This is a genomic window from Shimia sp. (assembly GCF_022448905.1).
Lineage (GTDB): Bacteria > Pseudomonadota > Alphaproteobacteria > Rhodobacterales > Rhodobacteraceae > Shimia.
The window spans coordinates 92,902-118,480 of the sequence record NZ_JAKVCW010000013.1; the positions used below are offsets into that span (position 1 = coordinate 92,902).

The 25,579-nt window shown below is 55.6% G+C and carries 26 protein-coding genes; 15 read left to right on the forward strand and 11 right to left on the reverse strand.

The window, feature by feature from the left end; all coding sequences use genetic code 11:
• The first annotated feature begins 46 nt into the window (after positions 1 to 46).
• The 3 genes from MK208_RS15790 (at position 47) to MK208_RS15800 (ending at position 4,550) form a co-directional block, all read left to right on the forward strand.
• Positions 47 to 1,165, forward strand: coding sequence for a porin (locus tag MK208_RS15790; protein ID WP_294118292.1), 1,119 nt, complete (start codon positions 47 to 49; stop codon positions 1,163 to 1,165).
• Between the two features lie 202 nt (positions 1,166 to 1,367).
• Positions 1,368 to 2,600: an NAD-dependent epimerase/dehydratase family protein gene (locus MK208_RS15795; RefSeq protein WP_294118293.1), complete on the forward strand. Its 1,233-nt coding sequence runs from the start codon at positions 1,368 to 1,370 to the stop codon at positions 2,598 to 2,600.
• 75 nt (positions 2,601 to 2,675) lie between these two features.
• Positions 2,676 to 4,550 (forward strand): glycosyltransferase, encoded by a 1,875-nt coding sequence (locus MK208_RS15800; protein WP_294118294.1) that lies wholly within the window; start codon positions 2,676 to 2,678, stop codon positions 4,548 to 4,550.
• Here MK208_RS15800 and MK208_RS15805 read toward each other — a convergent pair.
• The 3 genes from MK208_RS15805 to MK208_RS15815 are packed head-to-tail and all read right to left on the reverse strand — an operon-like array spanning position 4,489 to position 6,915.
• Positions 4,489 to 5,298 carry an AraC family transcriptional regulator gene (locus tag MK208_RS15805; protein ID WP_294118296.1) on the reverse strand — a complete coding sequence of 270 codons (810 nt, stop codon included), beginning with the start codon at positions 5,296 to 5,298 and terminating at the stop codon, positions 4,489 to 4,491. The genes MK208_RS15800 and MK208_RS15805 overlap by 62 nt on opposite strands.
• A 39-nt stretch (positions 5,299 to 5,337) precedes the next feature.
• Positions 5,338 to 5,658, reverse strand: coding sequence for a 2Fe-2S iron-sulfur cluster-binding protein (locus MK208_RS15810; RefSeq protein ID WP_294118298.1), 321 nt, complete (start codon positions 5,656 to 5,658; stop codon positions 5,338 to 5,340).
• 15 nt (positions 5,659 to 5,673) lie between these two features.
• Positions 5,674 to 6,915 carry a cytochrome P450 gene (locus tag MK208_RS15815; protein ID WP_294118300.1) on the reverse strand — a complete coding sequence of 414 codons (1,242 nt, stop codon included), beginning with the start codon at positions 6,913 to 6,915 and terminating at the stop codon, positions 5,674 to 5,676.
• A gap of 276 nt (positions 6,916 to 7,191) precedes the next feature.
• Here MK208_RS15815 and MK208_RS15820 point away from each other — a divergent pair, with 276 nt between their 5' ends.
• From MK208_RS15820 to MK208_RS15835, 4 genes are all read left to right on the forward strand, one after another.
• A complete protein-coding gene (locus tag MK208_RS15820) occupies positions 7,192 to 8,262 on the forward strand; it encodes an extracellular solute-binding protein (RefSeq protein ID WP_294118301.1) in 1,071 nt (356 codons plus the stop codon).
• 79 nt (positions 8,263 to 8,341) lie between these two features.
• Positions 8,342 to 9,442: an ABC transporter ATP-binding protein gene (locus MK208_RS15825; protein ID WP_294118302.1), complete on the forward strand. Its 1,101-nt coding sequence runs from the start codon at positions 8,342 to 8,344 to the stop codon at positions 9,440 to 9,442.
• The gene (locus tag MK208_RS15830) at positions 9,442 to 10,299 is read left to right on the forward strand and encodes an ABC transporter permease (RefSeq protein ID WP_294118303.1); all 858 of its coding nucleotides are present in this window, start codon (positions 9,442 to 9,444) and stop codon (positions 10,297 to 10,299) included. Before MK208_RS15825 ends, MK208_RS15830 begins: the two co-directional genes overlap by 1 nt.
• Positions 10,300 to 10,311: 12 nt before the next feature.
• Positions 10,312 to 11,163 (forward strand): ABC transporter permease, encoded by an 852-nt coding sequence (locus MK208_RS15835; RefSeq protein WP_294118304.1) that lies wholly within the window; start codon positions 10,312 to 10,314, stop codon positions 11,161 to 11,163.
• Here MK208_RS15835 and MK208_RS15840 read toward each other — a convergent pair.
• Positions 11,160 to 12,191 carry an AbrB family transcriptional regulator gene (locus tag MK208_RS15840; protein WP_294118305.1) on the reverse strand — a complete coding sequence of 344 codons (1,032 nt, stop codon included), beginning with the start codon at positions 12,189 to 12,191 and terminating at the stop codon, positions 11,160 to 11,162. The genes MK208_RS15835 and MK208_RS15840 overlap by 4 nt on opposite strands.
• Positions 12,192 to 12,280: 89 nt before the next feature.
• On the opposite strand from MK208_RS15840, the gene MK208_RS15845 reads away from it, so the two are divergent.
• Positions 12,281 to 12,955 carry a GntR family transcriptional regulator gene (locus MK208_RS15845; protein ID WP_294118307.1) on the forward strand — a complete coding sequence of 225 codons (675 nt, stop codon included), beginning with the start codon at positions 12,281 to 12,283 and terminating at the stop codon, positions 12,953 to 12,955.
• A gap of 264 nt (positions 12,956 to 13,219) precedes the next feature.
• Here MK208_RS15845 and MK208_RS15850 read toward each other — a convergent pair whose 3' ends face one another.
• Together MK208_RS15850 and MK208_RS15855 are read right to left on the reverse strand one after the other, a co-directional pair.
• Positions 13,220 to 13,375 (reverse strand): hemin uptake protein HemP, encoded by a 156-nt coding sequence (locus MK208_RS15850; RefSeq protein WP_294118308.1) that lies wholly within the window; start codon positions 13,373 to 13,375, stop codon positions 13,220 to 13,222.
• A 310-nt stretch (positions 13,376 to 13,685) separates the two neighbouring features.
• A complete protein-coding gene (locus MK208_RS15855) occupies positions 13,686 to 15,659 on the reverse strand; it encodes a TonB-dependent receptor (protein ID WP_294118309.1) in 1,974 nt (657 codons plus the stop codon).
• Between the two features lie 161 nt (positions 15,660 to 15,820).
• Here MK208_RS15855 and MK208_RS15860 point away from each other — a divergent pair, with 161 nt between their 5' ends.
• The 5 genes from MK208_RS15860 to MK208_RS15880 all read left to right on the forward strand — a co-directional run bounded on the left by MK208_RS15860 (position 15,821) and on the right by MK208_RS15880 (position 19,834).
• The gene (locus tag MK208_RS15860; protein WP_294118310.1) at positions 15,821 to 16,762 is read left to right on the forward strand and encodes an AraC family transcriptional regulator; all 942 of its coding nucleotides are present in this window, start codon (positions 15,821 to 15,823) and stop codon (positions 16,760 to 16,762) included.
• Between the two features lie 193 nt (positions 16,763 to 16,955).
• Complete coding sequence (locus MK208_RS15865; RefSeq protein WP_294118311.1) at positions 16,956 to 18,050, forward strand: MotA/TolQ/ExbB proton channel family protein; 1,095 nt, start codon at positions 16,956 to 16,958, stop codon at positions 18,048 to 18,050.
• Between the two features lie 4 nt (positions 18,051 to 18,054).
• Positions 18,055 to 18,432 carry a biopolymer transporter ExbD gene (locus tag MK208_RS15870; protein ID WP_294118312.1) on the forward strand — a complete coding sequence of 126 codons (378 nt, stop codon included), beginning with the start codon at positions 18,055 to 18,057 and terminating at the stop codon, positions 18,430 to 18,432.
• A gap of 2 nt (positions 18,433 to 18,434) precedes the next feature.
• Positions 18,435 to 18,818, forward strand: coding sequence for a biopolymer transporter ExbD (locus MK208_RS15875; RefSeq protein ID WP_294118313.1), 384 nt, complete (start codon positions 18,435 to 18,437; stop codon positions 18,816 to 18,818).
• Positions 18,819 to 19,015: 197 nt separating this feature from the next.
• Positions 19,016 to 19,834, forward strand: coding sequence for a TonB family protein (locus MK208_RS15880; RefSeq protein WP_294118314.1), 819 nt, complete (start codon positions 19,016 to 19,018; stop codon positions 19,832 to 19,834).
• 6 nt (positions 19,835 to 19,840) lie between these two features.
• Here the strand turns inward: MK208_RS15880 and MK208_RS15885 are convergent, their stop codons facing one another.
• The 4 genes from MK208_RS15885 to MK208_RS15900 are packed head-to-tail and all read right to left on the reverse strand — an operon-like array spanning position 19,841 to position 23,377.
• Positions 19,841 to 20,593 carry an ATP-binding cassette domain-containing protein gene (locus MK208_RS15885; protein ID WP_294118315.1) on the reverse strand — a complete coding sequence of 251 codons (753 nt, stop codon included), beginning with the start codon at positions 20,591 to 20,593 and terminating at the stop codon, positions 19,841 to 19,843.
• The gene (locus tag MK208_RS15890; RefSeq protein ID WP_366011214.1) at positions 20,590 to 21,549 is read right to left on the reverse strand and encodes an iron chelate uptake ABC transporter family permease subunit; all 960 of its coding nucleotides are present in this window, start codon (positions 21,547 to 21,549) and stop codon (positions 20,590 to 20,592) included. The genes MK208_RS15885 and MK208_RS15890 overlap by 4 nt, the downstream gene beginning before the upstream one ends.
• The gene (locus MK208_RS15895; RefSeq protein ID WP_294118317.1) at positions 21,524 to 22,486 is read right to left on the reverse strand and encodes an iron chelate uptake ABC transporter family permease subunit; all 963 of its coding nucleotides are present in this window, start codon (positions 22,484 to 22,486) and stop codon (positions 21,524 to 21,526) included. The genes MK208_RS15890 and MK208_RS15895 overlap by 26 nt, the downstream gene beginning before the upstream one ends.
• 6 nt (positions 22,487 to 22,492) lie before the next feature.
• Complete coding sequence (locus MK208_RS15900) at positions 22,493 to 23,377, reverse strand: siderophore ABC transporter substrate-binding protein (protein WP_294118318.1); 885 nt, start codon at positions 23,375 to 23,377, stop codon at positions 22,493 to 22,495.
• A gap of 120 nt (positions 23,378 to 23,497) precedes the next feature.
• On the opposite strand from MK208_RS15900, the gene MK208_RS15905 reads away from it, so the two are divergent.
• Entirely contained in the window at positions 23,498 to 23,782 is a 285-nt protein-coding gene (locus MK208_RS15905) for a DUF2218 domain-containing protein (RefSeq protein ID WP_294118319.1), read from the forward strand.
• 41 nt (positions 23,783 to 23,823) lie between these two features.
• A complete protein-coding gene (locus MK208_RS15910; protein ID WP_294118321.1) occupies positions 23,824 to 24,315 on the forward strand; it encodes a MarR family winged helix-turn-helix transcriptional regulator in 492 nt (163 codons plus the stop codon).
• A gap of 63 nt (positions 24,316 to 24,378) precedes the next feature.
• On the opposite strand, the gene MK208_RS15915 is transcribed toward MK208_RS15910, so the two are convergent.
• Positions 24,379 to 25,511, reverse strand: a protein-coding gene (locus MK208_RS15915; protein ID WP_294118322.1) for an IS3 family transposase whose coding sequence is annotated in 2 segments (ribosomal slippage) — positions 24,379 to 25,232 and positions 25,232 to 25,511 — 1,134 coding nt in all. Because the reading frame shifts where the segments join, the coding sequence is not laid out codon by codon here.
• Between the last annotated feature and the right edge of the window lie 68 nt (positions 25,512 to 25,579).

A 25,579-nucleotide genomic window follows, 5' to 3' on the forward strand; every position in this document is an offset into this window, starting at 1 on the left:
GAAACGCAGCCCCCAATCCCTTCTGATACCTCTAGGAGGGCGGCCCGTGCACAAAAACATCACAGCTCTTGGACTTATGGCTCTGTTCTGCGGCGCCAATCCCGCGGTATCCCAACAAAGTGACACGCCTCCACAGGGCGTCACGTTCTATGGCCAAATAAACCGCGGTGTGCTGAGCTATGATGATGGCCCAACCAACAACACCTATTGGTTTGTCGACAACTCAAAATCCGTTTCCAGGATCGGCGCCACCTATGACACGCCCCTCAGCGACGGCTGGCGATTGCACGCGCGCGGTGAAATTGCACTAAAATGGAAAGAAACCAATGTCGTCAACCGCAACGACCCACACGACGACGACTACGAGTTTGACCGCACACAACTTCGCAAACTTGAGGTTGGTTTCGTGCACGACACCTATGGCCGGTTCACCATCGGACAGGGCGCCATGTCCGCGGACGGCATCACCGGTCTGGACCTGTCGCTTACAACTGTAGTTGCAGGAACCCCGGTGCAAGATGCCGCCGGAGGGCAACTGCTGGTTCCGCTAGGCGCAAACACCCCCGACAACAAACGGATCAAACAGGCCTTTCGCTCAATGGGCAGTTCCCGCCGCCTGCGGCTGAGATACGATGCGCCAATCACGAACGGCTGGCGCTTTGTCGTTGCTGCAGGACAGGAGGTCCTCTCCTATAACGACGATCAACTCTATGCAGACACGTCCCTGCGATACGATGGGGATCACGGCAACTTTCGTGTCCGTGCAGGCGGCGCGCTGCGTTGGATAGAAGAGCGTCCCAACGTTTTTATCGCCTCCGGCTCCATCTTGCATCGCCCCAGCGGCTGGAACATCACCATGGCAACTGGACACGAGAGCAGTGGCGCACATTATTACTACGGCAAACTCGGCTACATTGGCCGCTGGTTTGACTTGGGGCAAACCGCCATCTCCGTTGACATCTACGAGGGCGACAGCATCTATCAAAACCGCTCATCTCCCGTGTCCTTCAGTTCCAGCCGCTCCTACGGGATCGCGGTGGTGCAAAAAATAAAATCACCCAAGATCGATCTTTATGCGCTCCTTCGCAGATACGAATACACTGACTCTTCGGCACAGTATGAAGACAGCATGGCCTTTCTCGCTGGCGTCCGCTGGACGTTTTAGCAACCACCCCATCCGATGAGACACTATTTTAAGCGTCGTGCTACTTTGGCGCATCTGCTGAAAACCCTGTCTCAAATTCTTAAGTGAAGTCTATTCACATACCCCATCTTTGGTTCAAGAGATGAAGCGCGAACTTCGACAGAACCAAAAGGGAAACGCGAAATCTCTCCAACACCGAAACATAATTTTGGAGGGAACTACCATGGAAAAGAACATCATTGTGATCGGCGGCGACGGCTTCTGCGGCTGGCCAACCTCGCTTCACCTGTCGCGCAGCGGCTACAACGTGACCATCGTGGACAACCTGTCCCGCCGCCGCATCGACAAAGACCTTGGCGCGCAAAGCCTAACCCCAATCGCATCCATCGAAGATCGCCTGACAACTTGGGAAGAGGTGTCAGGCAACACCATCCGTTTCGAAAACATCGACGCAGCCCAGCATTTTGACGCTCTGCACTCTCTACTGGACGAGTTGAAACCGGAAGCCGTGGTGCACTTTGGCGAACAACGTGCCGCTCCCTACTCCATGCGCGGTCTGACCGAGAAACGCTACACCGTGGACAACAACATCAAAGCCACTCACAACCTGCTCGCCGCGATTGCGGCACTGGGGCTGGACACACATGTAGTGCACCTCGGCACCATGGGGGTTTACGGCTACGACGGCGACGGCCTGGAAATTCCGGAAGGCTACCAAAAAGTCATGGTCTCGGGCGATGACAACGTCATCTACCAGCGAGAGATCCTCTACCCAACCAACCCGGGTAGCGTCTACCACATGACCAAATCCATGGACCAACTGCTCTTCCAATTCTACGCGAAGAACGACCAGATCCGAGTGACCGACCTGCACCAGGGCATTGTTTGGGGCACGCAAACTCCCGAAACCAAACTGGACGAGCGCCTGATCAACCGGTTTGACTATGACGGTGACTACGGCACGGTTTTGAACCGCTTCCTGGTTCAGGCTGCGGTTGGCCACCCTCTGACGGTGCACGGCACCGGCGGTCAAACACGCGCGTTTATCCACATTCGCGACACTGTGCGCTGCATTCGTTTGGCGATAGAAAACCCGCCCGCCAAAGGCGACCGCGTTGTAATACGCAACCAGATGACAGAGACCCACCGGGTTCGCGATCTGGCGCGCCTGGTGGCCTCTATCAGCGGCGCGCAGGTGGCCATGGTCGAGAACCCCCGCAAAGAAGCGGCGGAAAACGACCTTCGAGTCAGCAACGCAAGTTTCATAGCGTTGGGACTTGAGCCAACCACTCTGGAAGAAGGGCTGCTGGAGGAAACCGTCGAGATTGCAGGGCGCTACGCGGACCGCTTTGACAGCACCACCGTTGCAGCAGCTTCGATCTGGACCAAAGACCAGCACGCTGGTGTGGTGACAGAAGCGGCTTTGCTTGCCGGTCAAGCTCAGCCCGCCGCATAAACACTTTCCAAACGCTATCCCGGTCCGATACAACAGTCGGGCCGGATCTTTTTTTGCCATTTTTCAGGAGACACGGTGAGCGATCCACCCAAAGCCTCCCAAAACGAATATTGGTCGGTAGACAGCCAGCCCGCAAAACTGTCTGGCCGTGTGCCGCTTTGGAAAGCGCCAGCGGTTTTGGTCACTTTTACTGTGCTCGGGGCCTTATCGCTGGTTGTCTTGCAAAACGACGCACTGCTCGGAAGCTTCTTTACGGCCAATGACTGGGTTTTTGCGCCAGTGCCCGGCCAACACTTCATCGCCATTCGCCACTTCCTGCTGGCGTTTTTTGTAAGCTTTGGTTTGTTCGCCAATGGCTCTGCCATTGTACGCCTGAAATTCATTGCCGATCTGGTCGGTTCGTTTCTGGCAATTTGTCTCGCCATCGATCTGCTTTCCATCTTTCTGTGGCAGGCTTTTGATGTCCCGATTTCTCTGCGAAATCTTCAAATCGCAACGGGTTTGATCGGTTTCGCAGTCTTCTCCGCCCGCCTCTACACTTGGGGCGAAATGCCAGCGCCAGTGCATATGGCCGTGACCCCGGCTCATCCCCTCCGTTCATTTGGGCGTTTTGGGGTACTGGTAGTCCTCGCAGGCGTTCTATCATGGTGGGTCAATAAGTTGGATTTGCAGTCAGTCTCTTGGCTCAGAGGCCGCGCTTTGCTAGGCGGTCTTGGTCCTGGGGTGTTCCTGTTCCTGCCATCGCTTTTTTTCATGATGTATTTGCTGGCGGTCTGGGACCGTCGAAAGGAAAAAGAGACGAAGGACTTCGCGCCAGATGTCACAATTGTCATTCCGGCGCACAATGAAGAATACATCATCGCAGCCACACTGCAGGCCATCGACAAGGCCGCCGAAAGGTATTCAGGTCAAGTCACGGTTTACGTTGTGAACAACAACTCAATCGACGGTACGTTTGCCGTTGCCAACACGACCTTTGACCACTTCGCGTACGCCAAAGGCAGAGTCATCAACGAGCCACGTCCCGGCAAAGCGCACGCCCTCAACACAGGTTTTGCGGCTGTAACAACCGATTTGGTCATCCGGATCGATGCTGACACACAAATTGATCCAGACTCCTTGCGGTTTGCCCTGCGCCACTTCACCGATCCGCATCTTGGGTGCTTGGGCGGCGTACCAAACACCCGCGGCCGTTCATTTTTTGAGCGCGCGCGGTTGGCTGAAGTGCTTATCAATCACGGATACTATGCCATCGCCAACACCGCGATTGACGGCCAGGTCGCGATCTCCGGCATGTTTGCGGTCTATCACAGTGATCTGGTGCGCCAACTAGGCGGCTTCGCCTTTGGCCTCAACGGCGAGGACAGTGATATGTCGATGCGCATTGGCGAATTGGGCTACCGCATCCAGGTCGACCCGCAGGTGCGCTATGAATCCGAAGTTCCGGCAAGCTACGCACACATGCGTGAACAGCGCATGCGCTGGTTCCGCTCCGCGTTTCACATCACAGCACGCTGCCGCGAGGCAACGGAGTTTCGCAACCCTTCACTGCGTGGCTGGCTTGTCTTGCCAATCATGTTGCTGAACACAGCCGTGCGCACCATGGGCATCCCCTTGGTGATCTTTGGTTTGATTGAATTGTTGGAGCCCTTTGACACCGGTCCGCGTCCGCTTTGGACGGCCGTTGCCGCCGTTATTCTCGGCGCGCCAACCTTGGTGGCGCTAGGCGCTGTACTCATCAACAAGACGCCCCGCGCCATTTTGTACCTGCCTGAATACACGGTGTTTCGAATGATGCGCGCCTATTTCACCTTGGAAAGCATGCTTTCAATCAAACTCAGCGGTCGGCAGCAAAAATCGCCAATTCAGCTACCAGAACTGGAACAGATCACCCTTCCCCTTGCGCCTGAACCCGATACGCTCGAGGCGAGAGGCCCTGCATCCGTTTGAAATCCCGGCTGAAGTGAAACGGATCTTGATAACCGCATTGCAATGCCACCTGTGCAATCGGCTTTTCTGTCGTGCGTAACACATAGCTTGCCAAAACAATCCGCTCCCTGCGCAGCCAGCCCATCGGGCTGTTGCCAGTTTCTGCCTTGAAACGACGAAACAGCTGGGACTGGCTCAAGCCAGTAAAGGATACAAAATCAGCAATGGTCCAGGCGCGATCCAGCTCTTTGCGAACCTTTTCGGCGATCTTGGAAACCACCGTTGTGTCCCGGGCTGAAAGACAATCAGAGCGCAAAGACGCCACCCTGGCGAGCACGTTGCCCACCAAAGCACTTATAGCGCCGGGGGTGTTGGCATCCGGCTGGAAAAGCGTGGCAAGAGCCGCCTCGAATGCCACATTCAGTTCTTGACACCCGCTCTCAATCGGTGCGGCATCAAACCCCAGCTGCAGACGCAGGGCATCCAGCCCGTGTCCCGAAACGGCCATCCAGAGATAGCTCCATTTCTCTTCGGCTTCTGCGCCATGCGCATAGGTCAGCGCGGTATCAATCCATGAGAGGTCGCCCGCCTGCGCCTCATAGGCGGCGCCACCAACCTCGATAGCCCCTGTGCCACCCAGCGTTAGGATCAACACATGTTGGTGATAGTTCTGGCGGACCATGCCATCTACGCCCCGCGCATTTGTGCGCCCTGCCACCGGCACGGTATAGGGCCAAATGCCAAGGTCCGCAGGCGAAGCATTGAACACAATGCTCGAGTTTTCAAACGCAACCAAGGCTGCCTGCCCTCACACCTGCGTGTCCGGCACGTTGATCTCCATGCCCTGCATCTCTTCTGTGACCAGCACCTGACAACTCAAACGGCTGGTGGGTTGCGGATCAATCACAAACTCCAACATGTCCACTTCATCCGCTTCCGGCGCAGCTACGCGTTCGAACCACTCTTGCGGCAGCACGCAGTGGCATGTTCCGCACGCGCAGGCGCCGCCGCATTCCGCGGCAATCGCATCAACAGCGGCATTCACAGCCGCCTGCATCAGCGAAGTGCCAAGAGACGCCTCTGCCTCAAACCGCGCGCCATCAGCCTGCACAAAAGTCAGTTTAATCATAGCCTTGTCCTGTTCTTACGCCCGTTTCCACCCAATGCGCAGCGCTTCTGGCCCGCGCACAGAAAGGCCGTGTTTGTACTTCACATCTGTTTCCGCCAACACGATGTCGGAGAACCGCGCGTTGATCGTTGAAAAAATCACATCCATGTCCAGGCGTGCGAGGTGGTTGCCAAGACAAAAATGTCCACCGCCGCCAAAAGCCATATGCCGGTTCGGCGTCCTGCCAACGTCAAACACATCCGGGTTCTCAAACCGTGCTGGATCGCGGTTGGCCGCGCCATACAGCAACCCGAAACGCGTTCCGGCCGGGAACATCTTACCGCCAACCTCCGTGTCTTCAGTGGCAAACCGATGAAAATACGGCAGTGGTGATTCAAACCGAAACATCTCTTGCACAGCCGTTTTCATCAACGATGCATCATCCCGAAGCCTTTGATGTTGTTCTGGAAAGCGCAATAATGCGTGCATGCCACTGCCCAGCACATCAATGGTAGACCCGTGCCCCGCCATAAGGATCAACATGGCCGTAGAGATAAGTTCGTCCTGGCTCAATTGCCCGGCATCGCGGTGCGCGATCAAGCGACTGAGCAAGTCTTCCTGCGGCGCGGCCTCGCGGTCCGCCAACAGGTCCAGCAGGTACTCGTAGAACTCCTTTGTGGCCAGTTCCGCGCGTGCCTTGTCCGCGTCGCCCCGCCCTGGGTCATAGTAGCGGACGACCTCCTCGGACCAATTCCGCAGTTTTGGCGCATCTTCGTCCGGGACACCCAGCACCCTACCAATGATATGCCCTGGCACATGCGCGGCAAAATCACTGACAAAATCAATTTCGTCTTGTTCTGACAGATCATCTAGCAACCTATCGACAAAGGCCTGAATGGCATCTCTCTGACGCGCAATCATCGCAGGGGTAAATTCCCGAAACACAACTTTGCGCAAGCGGTCGTGTGTCTCTCCCTCGCTTTCCAGCAAGTTCACCTGCACATATCGCTCGTGAAAGGGCATATCGTGAAAGTTGATCGCGCGCTGCTGTGCCTTGCGATCTGCCGCACTTATGAAGGCTTCATTGTTGCGCAACATGGTTTTGTTGAGCGCCACGGCCTCAATATCCGCCATCTTGGTCAACATCCACGTGTCCGCCTCTTCCCAATAGTAAGGCGTGTCCATCGCCCGCATGGCGGCATACACGGCATATGGGTCTGCGGCGAAAGCCGCACTATGGGGATCCAAAGCAAACTTGGTGGCTGGGTTGACTGACATTTCTTCCTCGCGCAATTCGAAACTGGACAATACTTTCACCGAGGGCAAAGTAAATGACCAAACCCACCACAAAAATGGACAAAAGTCGCATCTAAGCCACACATGCACCCACACACGGAGCCCAGTCTTTCATCGGCAAGTCGATGAATTCACAACCCAAAAGTGTGAAATCTGAAACTTTCGTAACGCGTGACGAAAATATTTGACCAAATGATACATTCCCCCCATGGTAGCGGCACCAAACACCAAAAGAAAAATCCCAGGGGGATATGTTCCATGAAAAATCAATCATTTAAGCTGTCCGCGACCATCGCCGTTGCCGCCACACTTGGCGCCGGTGCTGCGTCCGCCGACACTCTGCGTCTTTTGACCTGGGGCGGCTACGCACCAGAAGAAATTGTTGCCAAATTTGAAGCCGAAACCGGCCACACCGTTGAAGTGACCAAGTCCAACAACGAAGAGATGATCGCGAAGCTGCGCGCCACTGGTGGCGGTGGTTTTGATCTGGCACAGCCAAGCCAGGACCGCATCGCAGGCCCCCAGGAAGAGTTCGGCATCTACAAACCAATCGACCTGTCCAAGATTGACGCCTCCCTCTTCATTCCGTCCATGCTGGACGCCACCAAAGGCAACACCACAGTAGGTGGCGACGTCTACGGCGTGCCGCACGTTTGGGGCACCTCCGGCCTGGTTGTCGACACAGCCAAAGCCTCCATGGTTCAGGACTACACCGACCTCTGCGCCTCTGACGTCGCAGGCAAAGTGTCCTACCGCCTGAAGCGCCCAACCCTGATCGGCTTTGCCTACTCCATGGGTTTGGACCCGTTCGCAGCTTATGGCGACGCAGCAGCTTACGAAGACATCATGAAGCAGGTCGAAGCCAAGCTGATCGAATGTAAAGCAGGCGTGAAAACCTACTGGGGTGGCGGCGACGAGCTGATGGGCCTGATGCGCTCCGGTGAGGTTGTGGCCTCCATGGCGTGGGATACCGGCGGATGGAAACTGAACGCTGACAACGCCGACATCACCTTTGTGGCTCCAGCATCCGGCGCACTGGGCTGGGTTGACACCTTTGTACTGCCAGCCAAAGGCAAAGCAGACGACGCAGCTTATGCGTGGATCAACTTTGTGATGCAGCCTGAAGTGGCCGCGATGATCACCGCAGCCGCAGGCAACTTCACCGCCTCCAAAGGCGCAGACGCCTTCGCAGCAGACGATCTGAAAGCCCGCTATCAGGCGTCCTTCCCAGCCGAAGCCATCGACAACATCAAGTGGTATCCACCAGTGCCAGCCGGCCTGGAAGCCATCGAAGGTGGCGTTCTGGATCGCGTTAAAGCGGCCAAGTAAGCCCTACCATTTTTGAAACAAAAACAGCGTGTGCCCAAACCGGGCGCACGCTTTTGACGACTTTAAAGGACCTCACCCAATGACGCCTGATCTGCAGTGCACCAACCTCACCAAGCAATTTGGCGACAGCAAAGCGGTGGACAACGTGTCCTTCTCCGTGCCAGCGGGGTCCTTCTTCTCGATCCTTGGGCCATCCGGCTGCGGCAAAACCACGATCATGCGTATGATCGCTGGTTTCCTGGAACCAACCAGCGGCGACATCGAGATCAAAGGTAAATCGGTTCTGAACGTGCCGCCAAACAAGCGCCACGTGAACATGGTGTTCCAGCACCTCGCCCTGTTCCCCATGATGAACATCGCCGACAACATCGGCTACGGCCTGCGCCGCGCGGGCATGCACAAGAAAGACATTGGTTTCAAAGTCGACGAAGCCCTCGAACGCATCGGCCTACCCGGCATCGGGCACCGTCGTGTCGACGAACTCTCTGGCGGTCAGAAACAGCGCGTGGCCATTGCCCGCTGTATGGTGCTTGAACCCGATGTGCTGTTGCTTGACGAACCTCTCGGCGCGCTTGATCTCAAGCTCCGCGAACACATGAAGGTGGAGCTCAAAAACCTCCAAGCCGCGTTTGACACCACTTTTGTCTACATCACCCACGACCAGTCCGAGGCACTGGTGATGTCTGACAACATCGCCGTGATGAACGCCGGCCGTTTTGAGCAGGTTGGCAGCGCGCAAGACCTATACTACCGCCCCGACACCGCTTTTGTGGCGGGCTTTGTAGGCGACAGCAACCGCTGGTCGGGCAAGGTTGTGAAACAAGACGGCGGCAACGCCCTTGTGCAAACCACCTCCGGCCTCACCCTGCGCGGCGCCACACATGGGCGCACCCTGTCTGAAGGCGACACCGTTGACGCTTTTGTCCGTCCGGAAGCAATCCGCATTGCCCACAACGCTGATGACCTCGCCAATTTCGACAACCAAATCTCCGGTACTGTGACCTCGATCCTGTTTAATGGCGCAGCCTCCCGCGTCATGGTCCGCGACACGGCCGGGCACGGAGAGGTTGCGGTCAACCTGCCGCAATCCGGTGAGTTTGCAAACCTTTCCAAAGGCGCGCCAATCCATATTGGCTGGGCCAGTGATCAGGCCAATTGCTTTGCCGCAGGAGCCTCCTGATGCACCGCGAAGCCAAACTTGGATTAGTCCTTCTCCTTACCCCGCTACTGCTGTGGCTGGTGCTCCTCATCTTCATCCCTCACATCGACCTGTTTCTGGTGTCGATGCGGGAGCGCGTTGGCGTTGGTCAATATGACCTGAGCTTCGCCAACTATCTAACGTTCTTCCAGGAACCGCTTTACCTGGTGACCTTCCTGCGCACCGCCGTGATGTCGATCTTTGCAACCATTCTGACGTTGCTGATCGGCTTTCCTGTGGCTTACTACATCGCCAAAATGGCCAAAGGCCGCACCCAATCGGCGCTGTTCCTGCTCTGTCTCGTGCCATTTTGGGTCTCCGAGCTCGTGCGCACTTTTGGCTGGATGATCCTACTGCGCGAAACCGGCATCATCTCCAATCTGTTGCAGTCCGTCGGCCTTGCCAGCGGCCCGGTGGAGATGCTCTACAACGATGCAGCCATTATGGTGGGTCTCGTCTATACCTCGATGCTCTTCATGGTCGTGCCTTTGGTCACGACTCTGGAAAGCCTTCCAGACGAAGTTGTCGAAGCGGGCTACGATCTGGGCGGCAACGGGCTCAGCGTTCTGCGCGAAATCATCATCCCGCACGCCATGCCCGGCATCGTTTCCGGCTCCATCGTCGTCTTCATGCTCTGTTTGGGCAACTACCTGACCCCCACCATGCTGGGTGGCAAAGAAAGCCTCTGGTTCACCGAGTTGATCTACTCGCAGTTCATCGTGCGCTTCAACTGGGAGCTTGGCGCCGCCTTCGGCTTCCTGCTGTTGATCCTCTCTTCTGTGATTGTCTGGGGCATGTTGCGCCTGACCGGCCAATCGCTTGAAAAGACCATGGGATAAGGAGCAGACACTATGATCCCCTCAATCCCACAATCCCGCCTACTCACCACGGCATATGCGGCCTATGTTGTTCTGTTCTTCATCTTCCTCGCATTACCCTTGATCGTAGTTGCGGCCTTTGCCTTCAACGACAGCCAGTTTCCGTCCCTGCCTTGGGAAGGCTTTACGTGGAACTGGTTCTTCGGCTCTGAACGCCCCATGATTGGTGTGTTCCACGAACGCAGCATCCTGCGTGCCATTGGCACGTCGGTGTTTGTGGCCTTCTGTGTCTCCGCACTTTCGATGGTTGTCGGTCTCTCCAACGCCTTCCTGTTCAACCGCTATAAATTCCGCGGTCAGGGTCTACTCTATGTCTTCATGCTATTGCCGCTGGTGATCCCGGGCATCGTTTTGGGCATCTCAATTTTGGTGGCCTCCAGCCGTCTGGCCAATGGTCTCTGGGATGGGTTCCAATGGGATGTGGAAGCGCTGCGCCCTGGCCTTTGGCTGGTGATCCTGGGGCAGTTCTCCTTCATCACAACCATCGCCACGCTGGTGATTGGTGCGCGCCTTCAAAAGTTTGACCGCACACTGGAAGAAGCCGCGCTCAACCTTGGCGCTGGACGCCTCACAGCGATCCGCACCATCACCCTGCCCTATCTGGCGCCTGCCATGATTGGCGCCTTTGTGGTGGCCTTCCTGATGAGCTTTGAAAACTTCAACACGACATTGATGCTCGTTGGGTCCGATGCGCCCCTGACCATCGCCATGTTTGACCGCCTTAAAGAAGGCTCAACGCCTCTCTTGAATGCGGTCAGCCTGCTCTTGATGCTGGGTTCGTCCTTACTGGCGTTGATCATGATCGCCTTTCAAAAGAAAAACTAACCCGAGGCCTTTGGCTTCAACAGGCGCGCCGCGATAGGCGCGCCTAAAATCACCAACACAATCCGTGTCAGGTGATGGGCGATGACAAATCCCAGGTCCGCCCCAACGACGATGGCCAGCACTGTCATCTCAGCCTGCCCCCCAGGCGCAAAGGCCAAGAACGCTTCCATTGCAGGCGCAAGCCCCAACAGCGTGGCGATCTCCGCGAAACAAGCCGCTAGCACCGCCAACACCACCATAAAAGCCAACCCGGACAGCACCACGCTGCGCAACTCGCGCAGGGTGACACCAACGTAATACACGCCGATCACCACGCCGATGAAAAACTGCGCCGTCCAGATTGCTTCCTGCGGTGGACGTGAGTGGAGCACGCCGCCCATGGTCAAAGCCGCAGAAACAATCATCGGCCCCAGAATAGACGCGCCAAACAGCCCGACCCGTTCGCCACCTTTCCAGCCTACCAACGCAGCCACCAGCATGATCACCATTTCATGCAGCGGCAGTTCAGAGGCAGGCTGCCCGATCGGATTGGACAGGCTCACGCCGTACACTGAGATCAACATGATCGGTGCCACAGTCACGATCACCAACACCCGCGTCGCATGGATCAGCGACAGTACGCGTGCATTGCCCCCCGCTTCCTCCCCAAACAAGATCATATCCTGCAACCCCCCGGGCATCGCGGCGTAGTAGGATGTCACCGGATCAAATTTGCAGATCTTGTGAAAGAACGGCACGCCGATCAGCGCGATCAGAAAAATATAGAGCGGCATCAAAGCGATCGAACCGGCCATACTTGGCAACTGTGCAGCCACCTCTGGCGTTATTGAGGTACCAACCGCCACGCCAAGAATGGTCCGCGCGCCCGCCGTGATCTGGCCAAAGCCCGCAAACTGGGCTCCACCCAGCGCCGCAATGAGACAAGCTGCCATTGGCCCAAACAGGAACGGCAAAGGCAGAGCCAGCATCCAGAAAACAAAAGCCCCAAACGCCGCCACCGCAAAGGTGGTGGCCCGAAGTCGCAGCATGGTCACGGGTGATTCCAATCTTGATTGACTGATTGCATCCTCTTGTATACACATGGATACAATAATTCAAGTCACAGCGAGATAGCCCCATGAGCGACGACCTCACATCCGGCGAAAACCTACAAGGCAACGCTGCCTATGACGCATTGCTCATGGAAATCCGCGAAGGACGTCTGTCTCCAGGAGACCGCCTCCGGGAAACGGATCTGGCCACCCGTTTTGGGGTCAGCCGCACCCCCGTCCGTGAAGCCATTCGCCAACTTGAAGCCGACGGTCTGGTCACTCACCTGCCGCGCGTTGGGGCCAGCGTCCGCAAGTTGGACTATTCAGAAGTCATGGAGCTTTATGAGATGCGCAGCGTGCTTGAATGCACCGCCGCGCGCATGGCTGCGCGCGTGGCCTCCGATTTAGAAATCACTGAGTTGGCCGCGATTTGCGAAGAAATCGCCAGGGCCGGCAAAGGCATCGAAGCTTCGCGCCTCAACCGTCAATTCCACCGTGCCCTTTTGGAAGCCGCCAAAAACCGCTTCCTGATCAAGTCGATGCTCGCCTTACAGAAGGCCATGCTGATCCTAGGCCGCACGACCTTGGCTGACGAAGAACGTTTTGAGAGCGCGATTTCCGAGCACGCGGCCATCCTTGACGCGCTGCGCGCCCGGGATGGCGACTCGGCCGAGAACGCGATGCGCGCTCACATTTCCGCCGGTCAACGCGCCCGAATTCGCGCCCTGCGCGCCGAATTGAACCACAGCGCATTGCTATAACTCCTTGACGCTTTAGTGGCGAACCAAAGAACTGACGTTTGAAACCCTCTCAACAGGCCTCACTGAGCGCACCAGCCCATTGGCAGAAAGACCTGCTGTCGATGGTCATCTGACATGCTGCTCTCACGCCACTTACGGCGACTAGAAGTCCGAGAGGTCCGGAGAAGTGCTTACAAAAAATTTGGAACCCCGAGAAATGAAAACCCCTCGAAAGGGGTTTTCCTACAGATGCTAAAAAGGAGAATGATACCCACTGGGTTAAAGTTATTTGGTCAATATCAACTTGCCCTGACGGGTAATCCGCAAAGTATAAACGGCTTCCGAGAGACGTATTTGGGCTAGGTTACCGCCAGCGGTCAAATCTTCCGCGTTGTATACTGGCGTTTCGCTGGTGGTTGGGGTGGAAGAGCCCTCAGGCATGTCCGTCTCCAATTTGGTCAAGATATTAATAGTGCGATCGATGTCAGCCATGTCGCTGAAGCGACAGGTTTGATTGCGCGATTCTGTCCATGAAGCGGTCTGTGCACCACAATCCTGGCCATGGAATTTCACTGAAGAGCTCCGCTAGGCAGAGCCGATCCCGAAAACCTTTGGAGCAACTTGTTACTTCTGTCGCGCGCATATCAAACCTCTAGGTTGATTCATGCAATCCATACAAAAATAATCAGGTATTAGCAAGAGGCTGAATTCTGGCGCCCTGCCCCGAGGGAGGACGGGGCGCCAAAGTGGCTTAGAAAGTCAACGTCGCGGTCAACGCAATGGTGCGCCCCGGCTCGTTCATCGGGATAGGACGGTTATTGGTGTTACCAGCGGAGTCGTTGGCCCGCGCCACATAGGTTTCGTCAAATAGATTGCGCAAATCGAGACGCACCCGCAAGTTTTCCATATTCGGCGGAACGTACTCGGCATAGGCGTTCCATACGGAATAGGCCTCCATGTTGGCATCGCTGTAAGTCGGAGCAATTTCTGCAGTCCCGCCAAGTGTCCAGCCCTTACCAGCCTGCCAAGCGCTTTCCAGTACCACAATGTGTCCCATTGGGCGCCCTCGATAATACCCTTCGGAATCGATGGTTGCGCCATTCTCCTCAACATCCGCGTAAGTGTAGTTCAGTCGTGCAAAACCAGTCCCCCAATGGTAAGCCAACGAGCCATCGAAACCTTGCGTGGTGATGTCAGAGGCTGTCGCCCGTGTTCCACCTCGAACCGGGAATCCAGACACATAATCGTTGATCTCTGTGTAGAACAACGCACCATTCGCGACCCAAGGCCCGTTGTCGAACCGAAGGCCAAGCCGCGCGCTGTTGCTGCGTGAGGTGTCCAAGCCGATGTAATCCCAAGGCGCAAAGAAGTTGATCAGTGTCGCCTCACCTAACTCGTAGCCGCCGAAGATCGACGCAATCCCTGCATTCACTGTCCAGAAATCAGACAGAACATAGTCAATCGCTGCATTGGCGCTCAAACCGCTGTCATCAAACTTGGACCCATCTGCACCGGTGAAGTTTTGGAAGTCAAAACGCGCACCGTAGGATACGGATGCACGACTCGATAGGTCCTGACGGACCTGTGCAAAAACACCGATGTTCCGCGTTTTCTCTGTACCTCCGTAGGCCAATGGCGTTACCGAACTTGCTGTGCGGCCTTCCGCCTTTTCGTCAAAGAAGTCCAATCCGCCGGAAACAGTGCCATTGTTGAGCTGGAAGGTGTTTTTAAACGTCCCGCTCAGGCTGGTGTTTTCGCCCCAACCATCGCCCGCGTCGATTTCCTGTTGGTTGTAGGCAATCTGGAAAAACGGATCGAACCAACCCCGCGCATCCTCTTTGGTATAGGTCAGCGAGTAAGATGTGCGCCGTGCAAGCGCATCAATGATGATGTTTGGGCCTGAGTTCAAACCAGCAAAATCCGGGCGGATAAATACAAAAGGGCCCGGTCCTTCCTGTGCTGCCCGATCGCCGGTGTCACGTGTATCAGAGGCCGAGAACGCCACCCGATGACCTTCGTCAGACGTATAGGCAAATTTGGCGACATAGTCTGTCAGGCCAGCCTCAGTGCCCTGTACTGTGGTGCCATCACCATCTTTGTAGTCATCCCCTTTGTGACGTGCGCCGTGCAACACGTAGTCAAGACCTCCGGTTTGACCATAAAGCGACAGGGTTGAGCGCAATCCAAATCCGTTGCTGCCGCCGCCCAATGTCAGACGACCACCAAACGTGTCGCCTTCGTCCAGCATGTCTGACGCATCTTTGGTGGTATAGGCAATCGAGCCGCCCAAACCACCGGGGCCACCATCTGCAGGTGCCAGACCCGAGGTAACCTCAACCGCTTTCAACAAGCCGGGGTCAATCAACACGTTACCAGTGTGGTGGAACGCAGATTTGTTTTGACGCGCACCGTCAATTGTCACGTTCAACAGGCTTTCTTCGATGCCGTTCACATAAACCTTCTTTGCAATGGCAGCTCCGCCACTGGCATTCACCGCGGATTCGCCGTCAAACACATCACTGATAGTCGCTGGATTACGCTGCTCGATGTCTTCCTGCGAAATCGTGTGGTTGCCCAGCACAGTTTGAGCGTCATCAGCCTCAATGCGGATTTCATCAAGTTCATAATCTTCTGCCAGATCCTGGGCATAGGCCGACAGGGCGAAGAAAGGCGCACACAAAGCTGTTGTTGCTAACAGCTTCAGGCGCGGGAGCGGATGGGTCATACTTTGTCCCTTCATTTATTGACTATTATTGTCAGGTAAGTAGACTGCCGCTCAAACCCACGCCAGACGACGACCTTTGCCTCCTGTTCAAAAACCTTTGCAGGCTGTGCAAACTCAAAACCGCCAAGCTTTTGGGACCATTTTGAAAAGAAAGTCTGTCAATGGCGCAGCCCTGCACCGCCTTCTACAGAGGCGCGACCCACTCTGACAAAATCAACTGGTTTCGCCGCGCAGACCTGCCGGAAGACAACGTATTTGAAGGTCTAGTCACAGCCACGGAATTTCGCGAAGGGCTGGGAATCCATACACTCAACGCAAAAGCAAGACGCAGCTTCGAGACCAAAACCCAGCGCATCCCAGGCGCGATACTCAACTGCTTCCTAGAGGGGGCCACCGAGGCTTGGCTGGACGACAAACCAATGGAACTTGGCCGCAAAGAACATGGTCCGGTGAAATTTTCCTTATCTGCAACTGACGAAACGCTGAGGTTCCAGCGCAGAAGCGCTCCGGGCGAATATGTGCGCAAAGTCAGCATTCAGATGTCACATGAGTGGTTGCATGAACAAAACCTCAAGCTACCGCAACCAGCTGTCCTACAAAACAAAAAGCAATACCGCGCCGATTGGAATGCGACTCCAAAAGACGTGAAAATCCTGGAGAACCTTGCATCGATGAATGGCTTTCATTCGCCCATCTCGCGCCTTCAAGGCGAAGCCATGGTTTTGGAATTGGTAGCCTCTAGTTTCAAAAATTTGTCCGCGCCGGAAACAACAATAGGCCTCACGCCTCGCGAAATATCCCAACTCAAACGCGTTGAAGACCTTATTCAATCCACTGGCCCCCTACCCGACTTGGCAGCGTTGGCAAAGGCAGGCGGGCTTAGCCTTTCCTCGCTCCGCCGATTGACGCAAAAAGCTCATGGCTGTGCACCTTTGAGCTATGCCCGTACAATGAGGTTGTCTATGGCCAAAGAACTATTGGAAACCAGTACACTTTCCGTTTCTAACGCTGCCGAAATCGCTGGTTTTTCCACGCCAGAGAACTTTTCAACAGCGTTTCGGCGAGCATTTGGCATATCTCCGTCTGCTGCAAAGCACCGCTGAAACAACCAGGCCGCGAGTCCGCACTACTTGACAAAAACCATCAACATTTTTATCCGAAGGCAACGCTTCCAGCCATGCTTACAGCTTAGCCGCAGCCGCTCGCCAAGAAGTCAAAACCGCAATGCCTGTGGTCGGACACCTAAACGCGCGCGCTTTCTGTCTCACCCTGGCTAATGAGTACACTGGAGTCGCCATGTCCACCCGTTTGACCACCTCAATTCTTCAATCTGCGGCGCTATTTTGCGCCGTCACGATTGCTGGCGTCACCTCGGTTTCAGCACAGACCGACAGCGTAGCGGCACCAGAACTACCCACATCCCCGGTTGTTGAGACGGCACCACAATCGCTCCAAATGCATCAAGAAGGTGTCCCATCTATTGAAGCGCCTACCGCTCCAGAGAACTTAAGTATCCCGAATTCGGAGGCACAAGTCCCCGGCGACACCGCACCGTCCTCTCAACCGAGTGTTGAAACAGATGGTGCTACAGCTCCTGTTGTGGAAAACTTAATCACTGAAGATGATGCACCGTCGTTAGATGACCAGACAAGCGCCAATGTTTCAGAAGCGACGTCGGATACGCCGGTGGAAATACTCGACGCAACCCCACAAACTGCCACCGAACAAGTGGAAGCCGCTGCCAAGCGAGCGACAACTTTCTTGCAAGACGGTGGTCCATCTATCTGGGCAATTGCAGCGCTCTCAGTCATCACCGTCGCGCTAATTCTTTGGAAAATCTGGCGCCTAGCCCTGATTGGTGCGTGGGCTCGGGGCAAGGCTCAAAAAGCCGTAAAACTATATGAGGATGGCAACACCGAGGCGGCTCAGGCGTTGGTTTCGCGCCGTAGAGGCTTGCGGTCCAAAGTGGTTGGTGCAGCAATCACAGCTTGGGAAACCCTTACGGAAGATGCCGCACGGGAAGAAACTTCCCGCGTGGCCAAACGCGAGTTGGGCGAAGCCGCTGTCGGCCTGCGCGCATTGGAACTCATTGCCACAATCGCCCCCTTGCTCGGTCTGTTGGGTACCGTTCTGGGTATGATCGCGGCATTCCAAGCCCTTCAAGAAAGCGGTAGCCGCGCCGATCCCTCCCTGCTGGCCGGGGGCATCTGGGAAGCGCTTCTGACCACCGCGGCTGGTATGGCAGTGGCGATTCCAGCCTCTGCCGCGCTGACCTGGTTTGAGGCGGTTATCGACCGCATGCGCCGCGACGTCGAAGATGCCGCCATGCGTATCTTTGTGACACGCAAAGAGGTTGATGGGTCTGATTTGCAAGCCCTGGCGGCTGAGTAACCCAATGCAGTTCACCGACTCTCGCCGGTTTCGCCGCAAACCCAGCCTAACGCCCATGATCGATGTGGTGTTTCTATTGCTAGTATTCTTCATGCTGGCATCCCGATTTGGTATGGATCAAGTGTTGCCAATCCCGTTGGCGTCATCCGGCGGCGATTTCACCGGTAACCCAAAACTCGTGGACATCTTGCCCGAAGAGTTACGCCTCAACGGTATCACACGCACCGCCGAAGGCCTCATCCCTGCCCTCACAGAACTGATGGAAAAACCGACAGAAACAATTGTTTTGCGCAGCACCGATGGCGCGACCGTGCAACGAGTTGTGGCCATTTCCGAGCAACTTCGCGCTGCCGGCTTCACCTCAATCGTACTGGTGGAGTAGACATGGACTTCGACAATCCCCCTCGCAAACCACGTGCAGAAAGCATCGTTCCGATGATCAACGTGGTTTTCTTGCTGCTGATCTTCTTCCTGATGACCGCGCAAATCGCACCGCCAGAACCTTTCGAGGTTTCCCCTCCCACCGCAGAAAAAGCAGCAGAGCCGGATGGGGAGTTCGTTCTTTACGTAGGCAAAGAGGCCGCTTTGCAGTTCCAGGGAACAGCGGGAGATGCCGCCTACGCCGCCATTTCCGCCGCTGCCGGAGACGGCAAGGTCCTGCAACTGCGTATCGATGCCTCATTGGACGGCGACCGCCTAGCACAAGTCATGCAACGCCTGTCCGCAGTCGGCTTTTCCCGTGTTGAAGTGGTGGTGCAAGCGCCATGAAAAAGATCACTGAACTTATCGTATTCCTAAGCCTCGCCCTTGGCATCCACGTCCTGATTGCCATGCGCAGTGCTGAGGATGGAGGAGATGCTGACGGGGCTGGCGGCGACGCATTTGTGTCCATCACAGGCGCCCCCGCATCCATCGAAACGGTCTTGGCGGATTGGACAGCAGCCCCGACGCACCAGGCTCAGGTCGTGGAAATCGAACAGCCTGAGCTCGACATCACCGATGCGATAAACGCTCCGGCAATGGCCTTGCACGAGGCGCCAAACGCGGAAATCAAGATTGCCGCACTGCAACCCAAAGATCTGCCCAATCAACCGGACGTGGATCTTGCACGCACACCGCTGCCGACACAACCAACGCTCACCGCGCCTACAACGCCCACTCTCCAGGTGCCTGAAACAGCCCCTGCACCGGAACTTAGAGAAACGGCACCAGCGCCTGTCACGCCGCTCAAACGCCCCACTTTGCGGCCACCAGAACCGACCATTGATCAGGCTATAGACACGCCGGAGCCGGCACCGGAGCTACCGCCTGAACCCGTCAAAAAACCAAAACCGAAACCCACTCCGAAAAAGAAACCTGAGAAGAAGCCAGATCCAAACAAAAAAGTTGCGGACAAGGCGTCTTCAGCGTCCGCTGGTGCCGCAACACAAAAAGCGGCCGGCGCAGGAAAAAGCAATCAAGCGGGTAGCTCCAAGAAATCTAATGCCCTAGGCAAAGGCCAAGAGGCCAGCCTGATGTCGGTTTGGGCGGGAAAAATTCAGCCTCGCCTGCAACGCGGCGTGCGCATCGGGAAGGTTAAAGCTACGTCAAATCGCGTGGTAATCCGTTTGAAAGTGGCACCGAACGGCCGCTTGCAAAGCGCATCTGTCGTCAAATCATCGGGGTCCGCCAAAGTGGACCAAGCAGTGCTGACTTCTGTGCGTCGTATCGGAAAATTCGCGAAAGCGCCTAAGCAACTCACCAAGAGCAGCTATGGCTTCACCCTTCCCGTGCGGGTCAAATGACCCGTTCTAAGGCATTACAAACGGCGTATCGCCCACCACGGCAACTTGCGCATCCGTGCGAAACACATCCGCCAGCAGCGCCCCTGTAACCATGTCCGCAGGTTTACCTTCCCGCTCAATGCGGCCATCTTTGAGAACCACCAAATGATCCGCATACTGTGCGGCAAAATTGATGTCGTGTAAAACGATCACAATGGTTTTGCCTTCCTCATCCGCCAACCGACGCAGCAACGCCATCAAAGCGCGTGAGGCAGCGATATCGAGGTTGTTCAGCGGCTCATCGAGCAAAAGATAATCGGTGTCCTGCGCGTAGGTCATCGCCACATGAGCCTTATGGCGCTGACCACCAGACAGCGTGTCCAGAAACCGGCCCGCCAGAGGCATCAAACCAAAGGCATGGAGCGACGCCTCAACCATCTCATGGTCTTCTGTCCGCAAACGCCCCTGACAATGGGGATAGCGCCCAAACTGGACCAGTTCTTTCACCGTCAACCGCGTGGCGAAATGCGCTTGCTGAGGCAAAATCGCCAATTTGCGGGCCAGCTCCTGTCGATTGGAAGGCGCGACGTCCATTCCGTCGACCGTAATGCGGCCCGACTGCATCGGTAGGAGGCGCGCGATGTGGGAAAACAGCGACGATTTTCCAGCCCCGTTGGGGCCGATCAGTGCGGTTATGCCCCCTTTGGGCAATGTCACGGACACATCGGTCAAAATTTGCGCACTTGCCACTGAGTAGCTCAGGTTCTCAACAACAATCATGTCCATCCTCTCCGCAGCAAAAGTGCCAAAAATACAAAGCCGCCGACAAAATCAATGACCACGGCCAAAGGCGTCGACATGCCCAAAACCCGCTCCAAAATGGTCTGCCCGCCTACCAGAACAATGCCTGCAATCAATGCAGAAAGCGGGATCAGAACGGCATGGGTTTCATTGGGCGCAATCAATCGGGCAATCGACACCACCAAAAGGCCTAGGAACGCCACCGGACCAACCAGCGCCGTGCTCACCGCCACTAGCACCGCCACAAGCACCAAAGCATGTTTCTGACGTCGCGCCACGGGCTCACCGAGGTTGGTGGCGATTTCAAAACCAAGGCTCAAAACATCCAACTGCCGCCGCATGCGCCAGCACAGAACCAAAGTCAGCAAAGTCAGTCCGGCTGCCAGCCAAAGCAGGTTGAGCTCTATGTAGTTGAACCGCGCATAAGAACTCACCTGAATAGTGGCAAACTCACTGGGGTCGATCATCCGGAACACAAATGAGGTCAACGAGCGAAACAGGACGCCAAAAATGATCCCGGTCAGCACCATGCGCATCAGATCCACACGATGTTGCCCCAACAATGTGCCAAACAGCAGAAGCGCCGCACCGATCAACAGAAACAAGTTTACAAAGAACACCAGCTCAGGCGGCAAATGATTGTAGCCTGCCGCCCCAATCGTGAACACCGCCAGCGTGACGATCAGCGTGAACAGCGCATCAAACCCCATGATGGAGGGGGTCAAAATGTGGTTTCGGGAGATGGTCTGAAACAGCAGGGTAGCCGTGGATACCGCCGCCCCAACCAGTAACAGCGCCGCCAATTTCCGCCCCCGAAACCAAAGAACAAAGTCCCAGTTCCCCCGGGACTCCAGCGTCATAAACAGTACACAGCAGACCGCAAGCAAGATGCTACATATCAGCATAGACCTAGCGCGCATGTTTCGGCCCCGCATAGAGCAACCACAAGAACACCACCGCGCCCAACACGCCGAGAACTGTGCCTACCGGAATTTCATAAGGTGCCCGTATCACTCGGCCTATGATGTCAGACACCAATACCAGCGATGCGCCGCACAGCGCCGTTAGCGGAAGCGTGGCGCGCAAGTTGTCACCAAACCGACGGCTGATGATATTAGGTACAATCAGACCGACAAAGGGGATCGCGCCCACAGTGATCACGGTCAACGCAGCCACAACGGAAATCGCCAGCAGCCCAAGGATCATCACCTGATCATAATTGAGGCCAAGATTGATACTCGCGTCCCGCCCAAGCCCAGCAATCGCAAACTGGTCCGCAATCACGTAGGTCAAAGCGGTTATCAACGCTGCAACCCACAACAACTCATACCGCCCACGCATCACGCCGCTAAAGTCGCCGTTCAACCAGGTGTCAATGTATTGCAACATGTCCCATTGATAGGCGACAAAGGTAACTCCAGCACCAATGATCCCCCCATAAATCATCGCAACAAGCGGCACCAAAAGCGGCTGCGCCGGTGGCAAACGCCGCACGATCAGGAGGAACCCAATGCTCGACACCATTGCAGTTGCAGTGGCAATGCTCATCTTCACAAGAATAGAGGCGCTGGGGAACAACAAAACCACGATCAAAATGCCAAGCGCTGCCCCCTGCCCTGTGCCCGCCGTCATCGGCTCGACAAATCGGTTGCGCACCAGCATCTGCATGATCATCCCGCAAACGGCCAAAGCAGCGCCGGCGATCAGCGTGGCCAAAGTCCTAGGCAAACGGCTGTCCAGCATAAGCCCAAAAGCCGCGCCGTCCTGGAAAATTTCACTTGGCCGCAGTGAAATCACCCCGACAAACAAGGAAATGGCGGCCAGAACCAAGGTTCCAGCCGCCAGAAAAAGTGCTGCGGAGTGCCGTCGCATTTAGCGTTAGCCCGAGGTGAAGGCGTTCAAAAACGCGTCCAGTGTGCGGGACATGGATTGAATGCCACCACCAGCGATATAGATATCCGCTGCGTTCAGGTAGACAACGTCACCGTTTTTCCAGGCGGTGGTCTCGGCCACCAGAGGGTTGTCCAACGTGGTTTCCGCGCTTTCGCCCGGACGACCGATGGCTGCCAAACGGTCAATCACAATCAGAATGTCTGGGTTGGCGTCTTTGATAAACTCAAAAGAAACGGCTTCGCCATGCGTTGATTTCTCAACGCCATCCACAGCTTCTTCCAGCCCCAGTTTGGTGTGCAGCCAGTCGAAACGCCCGCCAGCGCCATAGGCGGAAATCTTAGGACCATTGGTCAAAACGATCAACGCGGTGCCTTTTCCGTCAAGCGCCGCTTTTGTGTGCGCCAGCTTATCCATGAACGCGGCTTTCAGCGACTCTGCTTCAGCTTCCTTGCCAAAGATCGTGCCATAAGCCTCCAAACGATCAAGGCCCTGACCCACGGTGTCTTCCCAGATGGTCATGTCGATGGTTGGGGCCATGTCGGACATGGCTTTCAACTGCTTGGAAGAACGACCGCCAACGACGACCAGATCAGGAGCCAACGCGTTGATCGCCTCAAAGTCCGGCTCAAAGATGTTGCCAACCGTGGCCGCGCCTTTAGTCGCATCCACCAGGTAATCTACGTATACGTTTTCCGGGACGCCGGCCAAAGGCACTTGCAGAGCGGCCAGCGTGTCGATGGCTGCAATATCAAACACCGCCACCTTTTCCGGGGTGCCATCTACATTTGCCTTGCCTGCATAGGTGTCCACCTCTGCGGCCTGCAGTGAGGTTGCGCTCAGAGCCAGCGCGCAAAAAATACGCTTAAACAATGGAGTTCTCCAGTTTACGGCGTCTGGCTATTTATCTGGCTGAACGCGATTGCAGCTTGATTATCCCCTCAAAATGCGCGAGTCCAGAGTAACAAATAATTTTACTCAGGAACCCGCCCGATGTTGACGGCCACTGGCACCTTTTCCACTGAAAACGCTACAAAATATCTTGTGCAGATGTGCAAACACTTCGCCCATAAAATCGACGTAACTTACACGGATAGTGAGGGAAACTGCAGCTTTCCCATGGGCACCGCCGCTATGTTCGCCGATCCTGAGCGGTTGCGTGTGGATGTCGAAGTAAACAATGCAGAAGGTCTGAAGCAGGTCAAACATGTGATCGACGTGCATCTGGAGCGCTTTGCCTACCGCGAGAACTTCAAAAACATGGACTGGACCAGTTAAGCTAGCTTGCGACGCGCCCAATTCATGGCCAATGTATTGTAATGAGTGACAAAAGTTTCCCTGATGAAGACAGGTCGCCCAACGCGGCCTTCTTCAACGACGATGATCCAAACATCGCCTACAGCCGCGTGTGGTTCTATATTCTAAAAAGCCAGCGCAAGTTTTTTCTGAAGTTTTCCCAAACCCTCAAAGATCACGGGTTGGGGGACCCATCTTGGTACGAAATACTATTTGAAATTAACCTTGCCGGGCCTGATGGCAAGCTCATGGGTGAATTAGAAAGCAAGTTGCTTCTGCCACAATACAGCTTGTCTCGCCATGTCAGCCGCATGGAAAAAGCTGGTCTCATACGCCGTGAATATATTTCGGACGGGCGCCGGAAACAGGTTTTGTTTTTGACAGAAGAAGGTGACAGGCGGCTAGATATCGTCTGGCCACTATACCTTGGCACCTTAAAAACCGAGATGGGCCCCTTACTTGATACAGACGAAGCCTACGATCTGGCGCGTTTTTTGTTAAGATTATTGCCGTAGCACAGAGGTGGTCCTAGATTTTAGACCAATTTGCAGCCGGTTTAAGATGGATCATGGTTTCGTTTAGGCTGCTATTCTCATCGGTTCTGTTTTGCTGGCATAGGCCTCGTTAGGGGTCAACAAGCCGTGCGTCGAGTGTGGACGTTCGGAGTTGTAGTAGGTCATCCACTTGCCGATCCCAGCCCGCGCGTCGGAGCCTGTTTCGAATGCGTTCAGATAAACGCATTCGTACTTCAACGAACGCCACAATCGTTCGATCATCCGATTGTCAAGCCAAGCGCCCTTGCCGTCCATGCTGATCTTAATCTTTGCATCGGTCAGCACGTCGATCCAAGCACCACTGGTGAACTGGCTGCCTTGATCGCTGTTGAAGATTTCAGGCGTGCCATATTTTGCGATGGCCTCTTTCAAAGCTTCCACGCAAAAGTTCGCGTCCATGCTGTTCGATAGACGCCACGACAGAACCTTGCGGCTGTACCAATCCATGATAGCGATCAAATATAGGAAGCCACGCCGCATCGGGATGTAGGTGATGTCTGCGCACCAAACCCGATTGGGACGATCAATCACCATGTTGCGCAGCAGGTATGGCCAAACCTTGTGCTGGGGATGCTTCTTGCTGGTGTTTGGCTCCTGGTAGATCGGCACCAGCCTCATCAGACGCATCAACCGCCGTACGCGATGCCGACCACATCGATGCCCGTTCCGCTTCATGTACCGGGCCATCTGGCGCGATCCATACCACGGCGTTTCCAAAAACTGCTTGTCGATTATTTCCATGAAGCGCAGGTTTTCTGCGCTTTCACCTACCGGCTGAGAGTAGAGCCGCGACCGTGATAGCTGCAACAGTTCGCACTGTTTACGAAGGCTTAACTTGTGATCCCGGCTCACCATTTTTTGCCTCGCGTCCCGAGAAGTTGATGCGAGGCTTCCGCTAAAAAATCCCGTTCCACCACCAGTTGGCCAATCTTCGAATGGAGCTTATCGACGTCGGCGGCGCTAACCTGTTCTGGGGCGGCACCGCGGCGCGTAAATGCCGTCGCCATGTTCTCAATCGCCGCCCGCTTCCACGTTCCGATCTGCGTCGGGTGAACGTCATACTTCTTGGACAACTCCGCCAGCGTCATCTCCTCGCGGATCGCTTCAAGCGCAACTTTGGCCTTAAACTCTGGCGAATGGTTCTTGCGTTTCTTCATTTCGGATCGTCACTTTCATCATGCGATCCACCTTAACGACTGGCCCAAATTTCTGCGACCACCTCTCA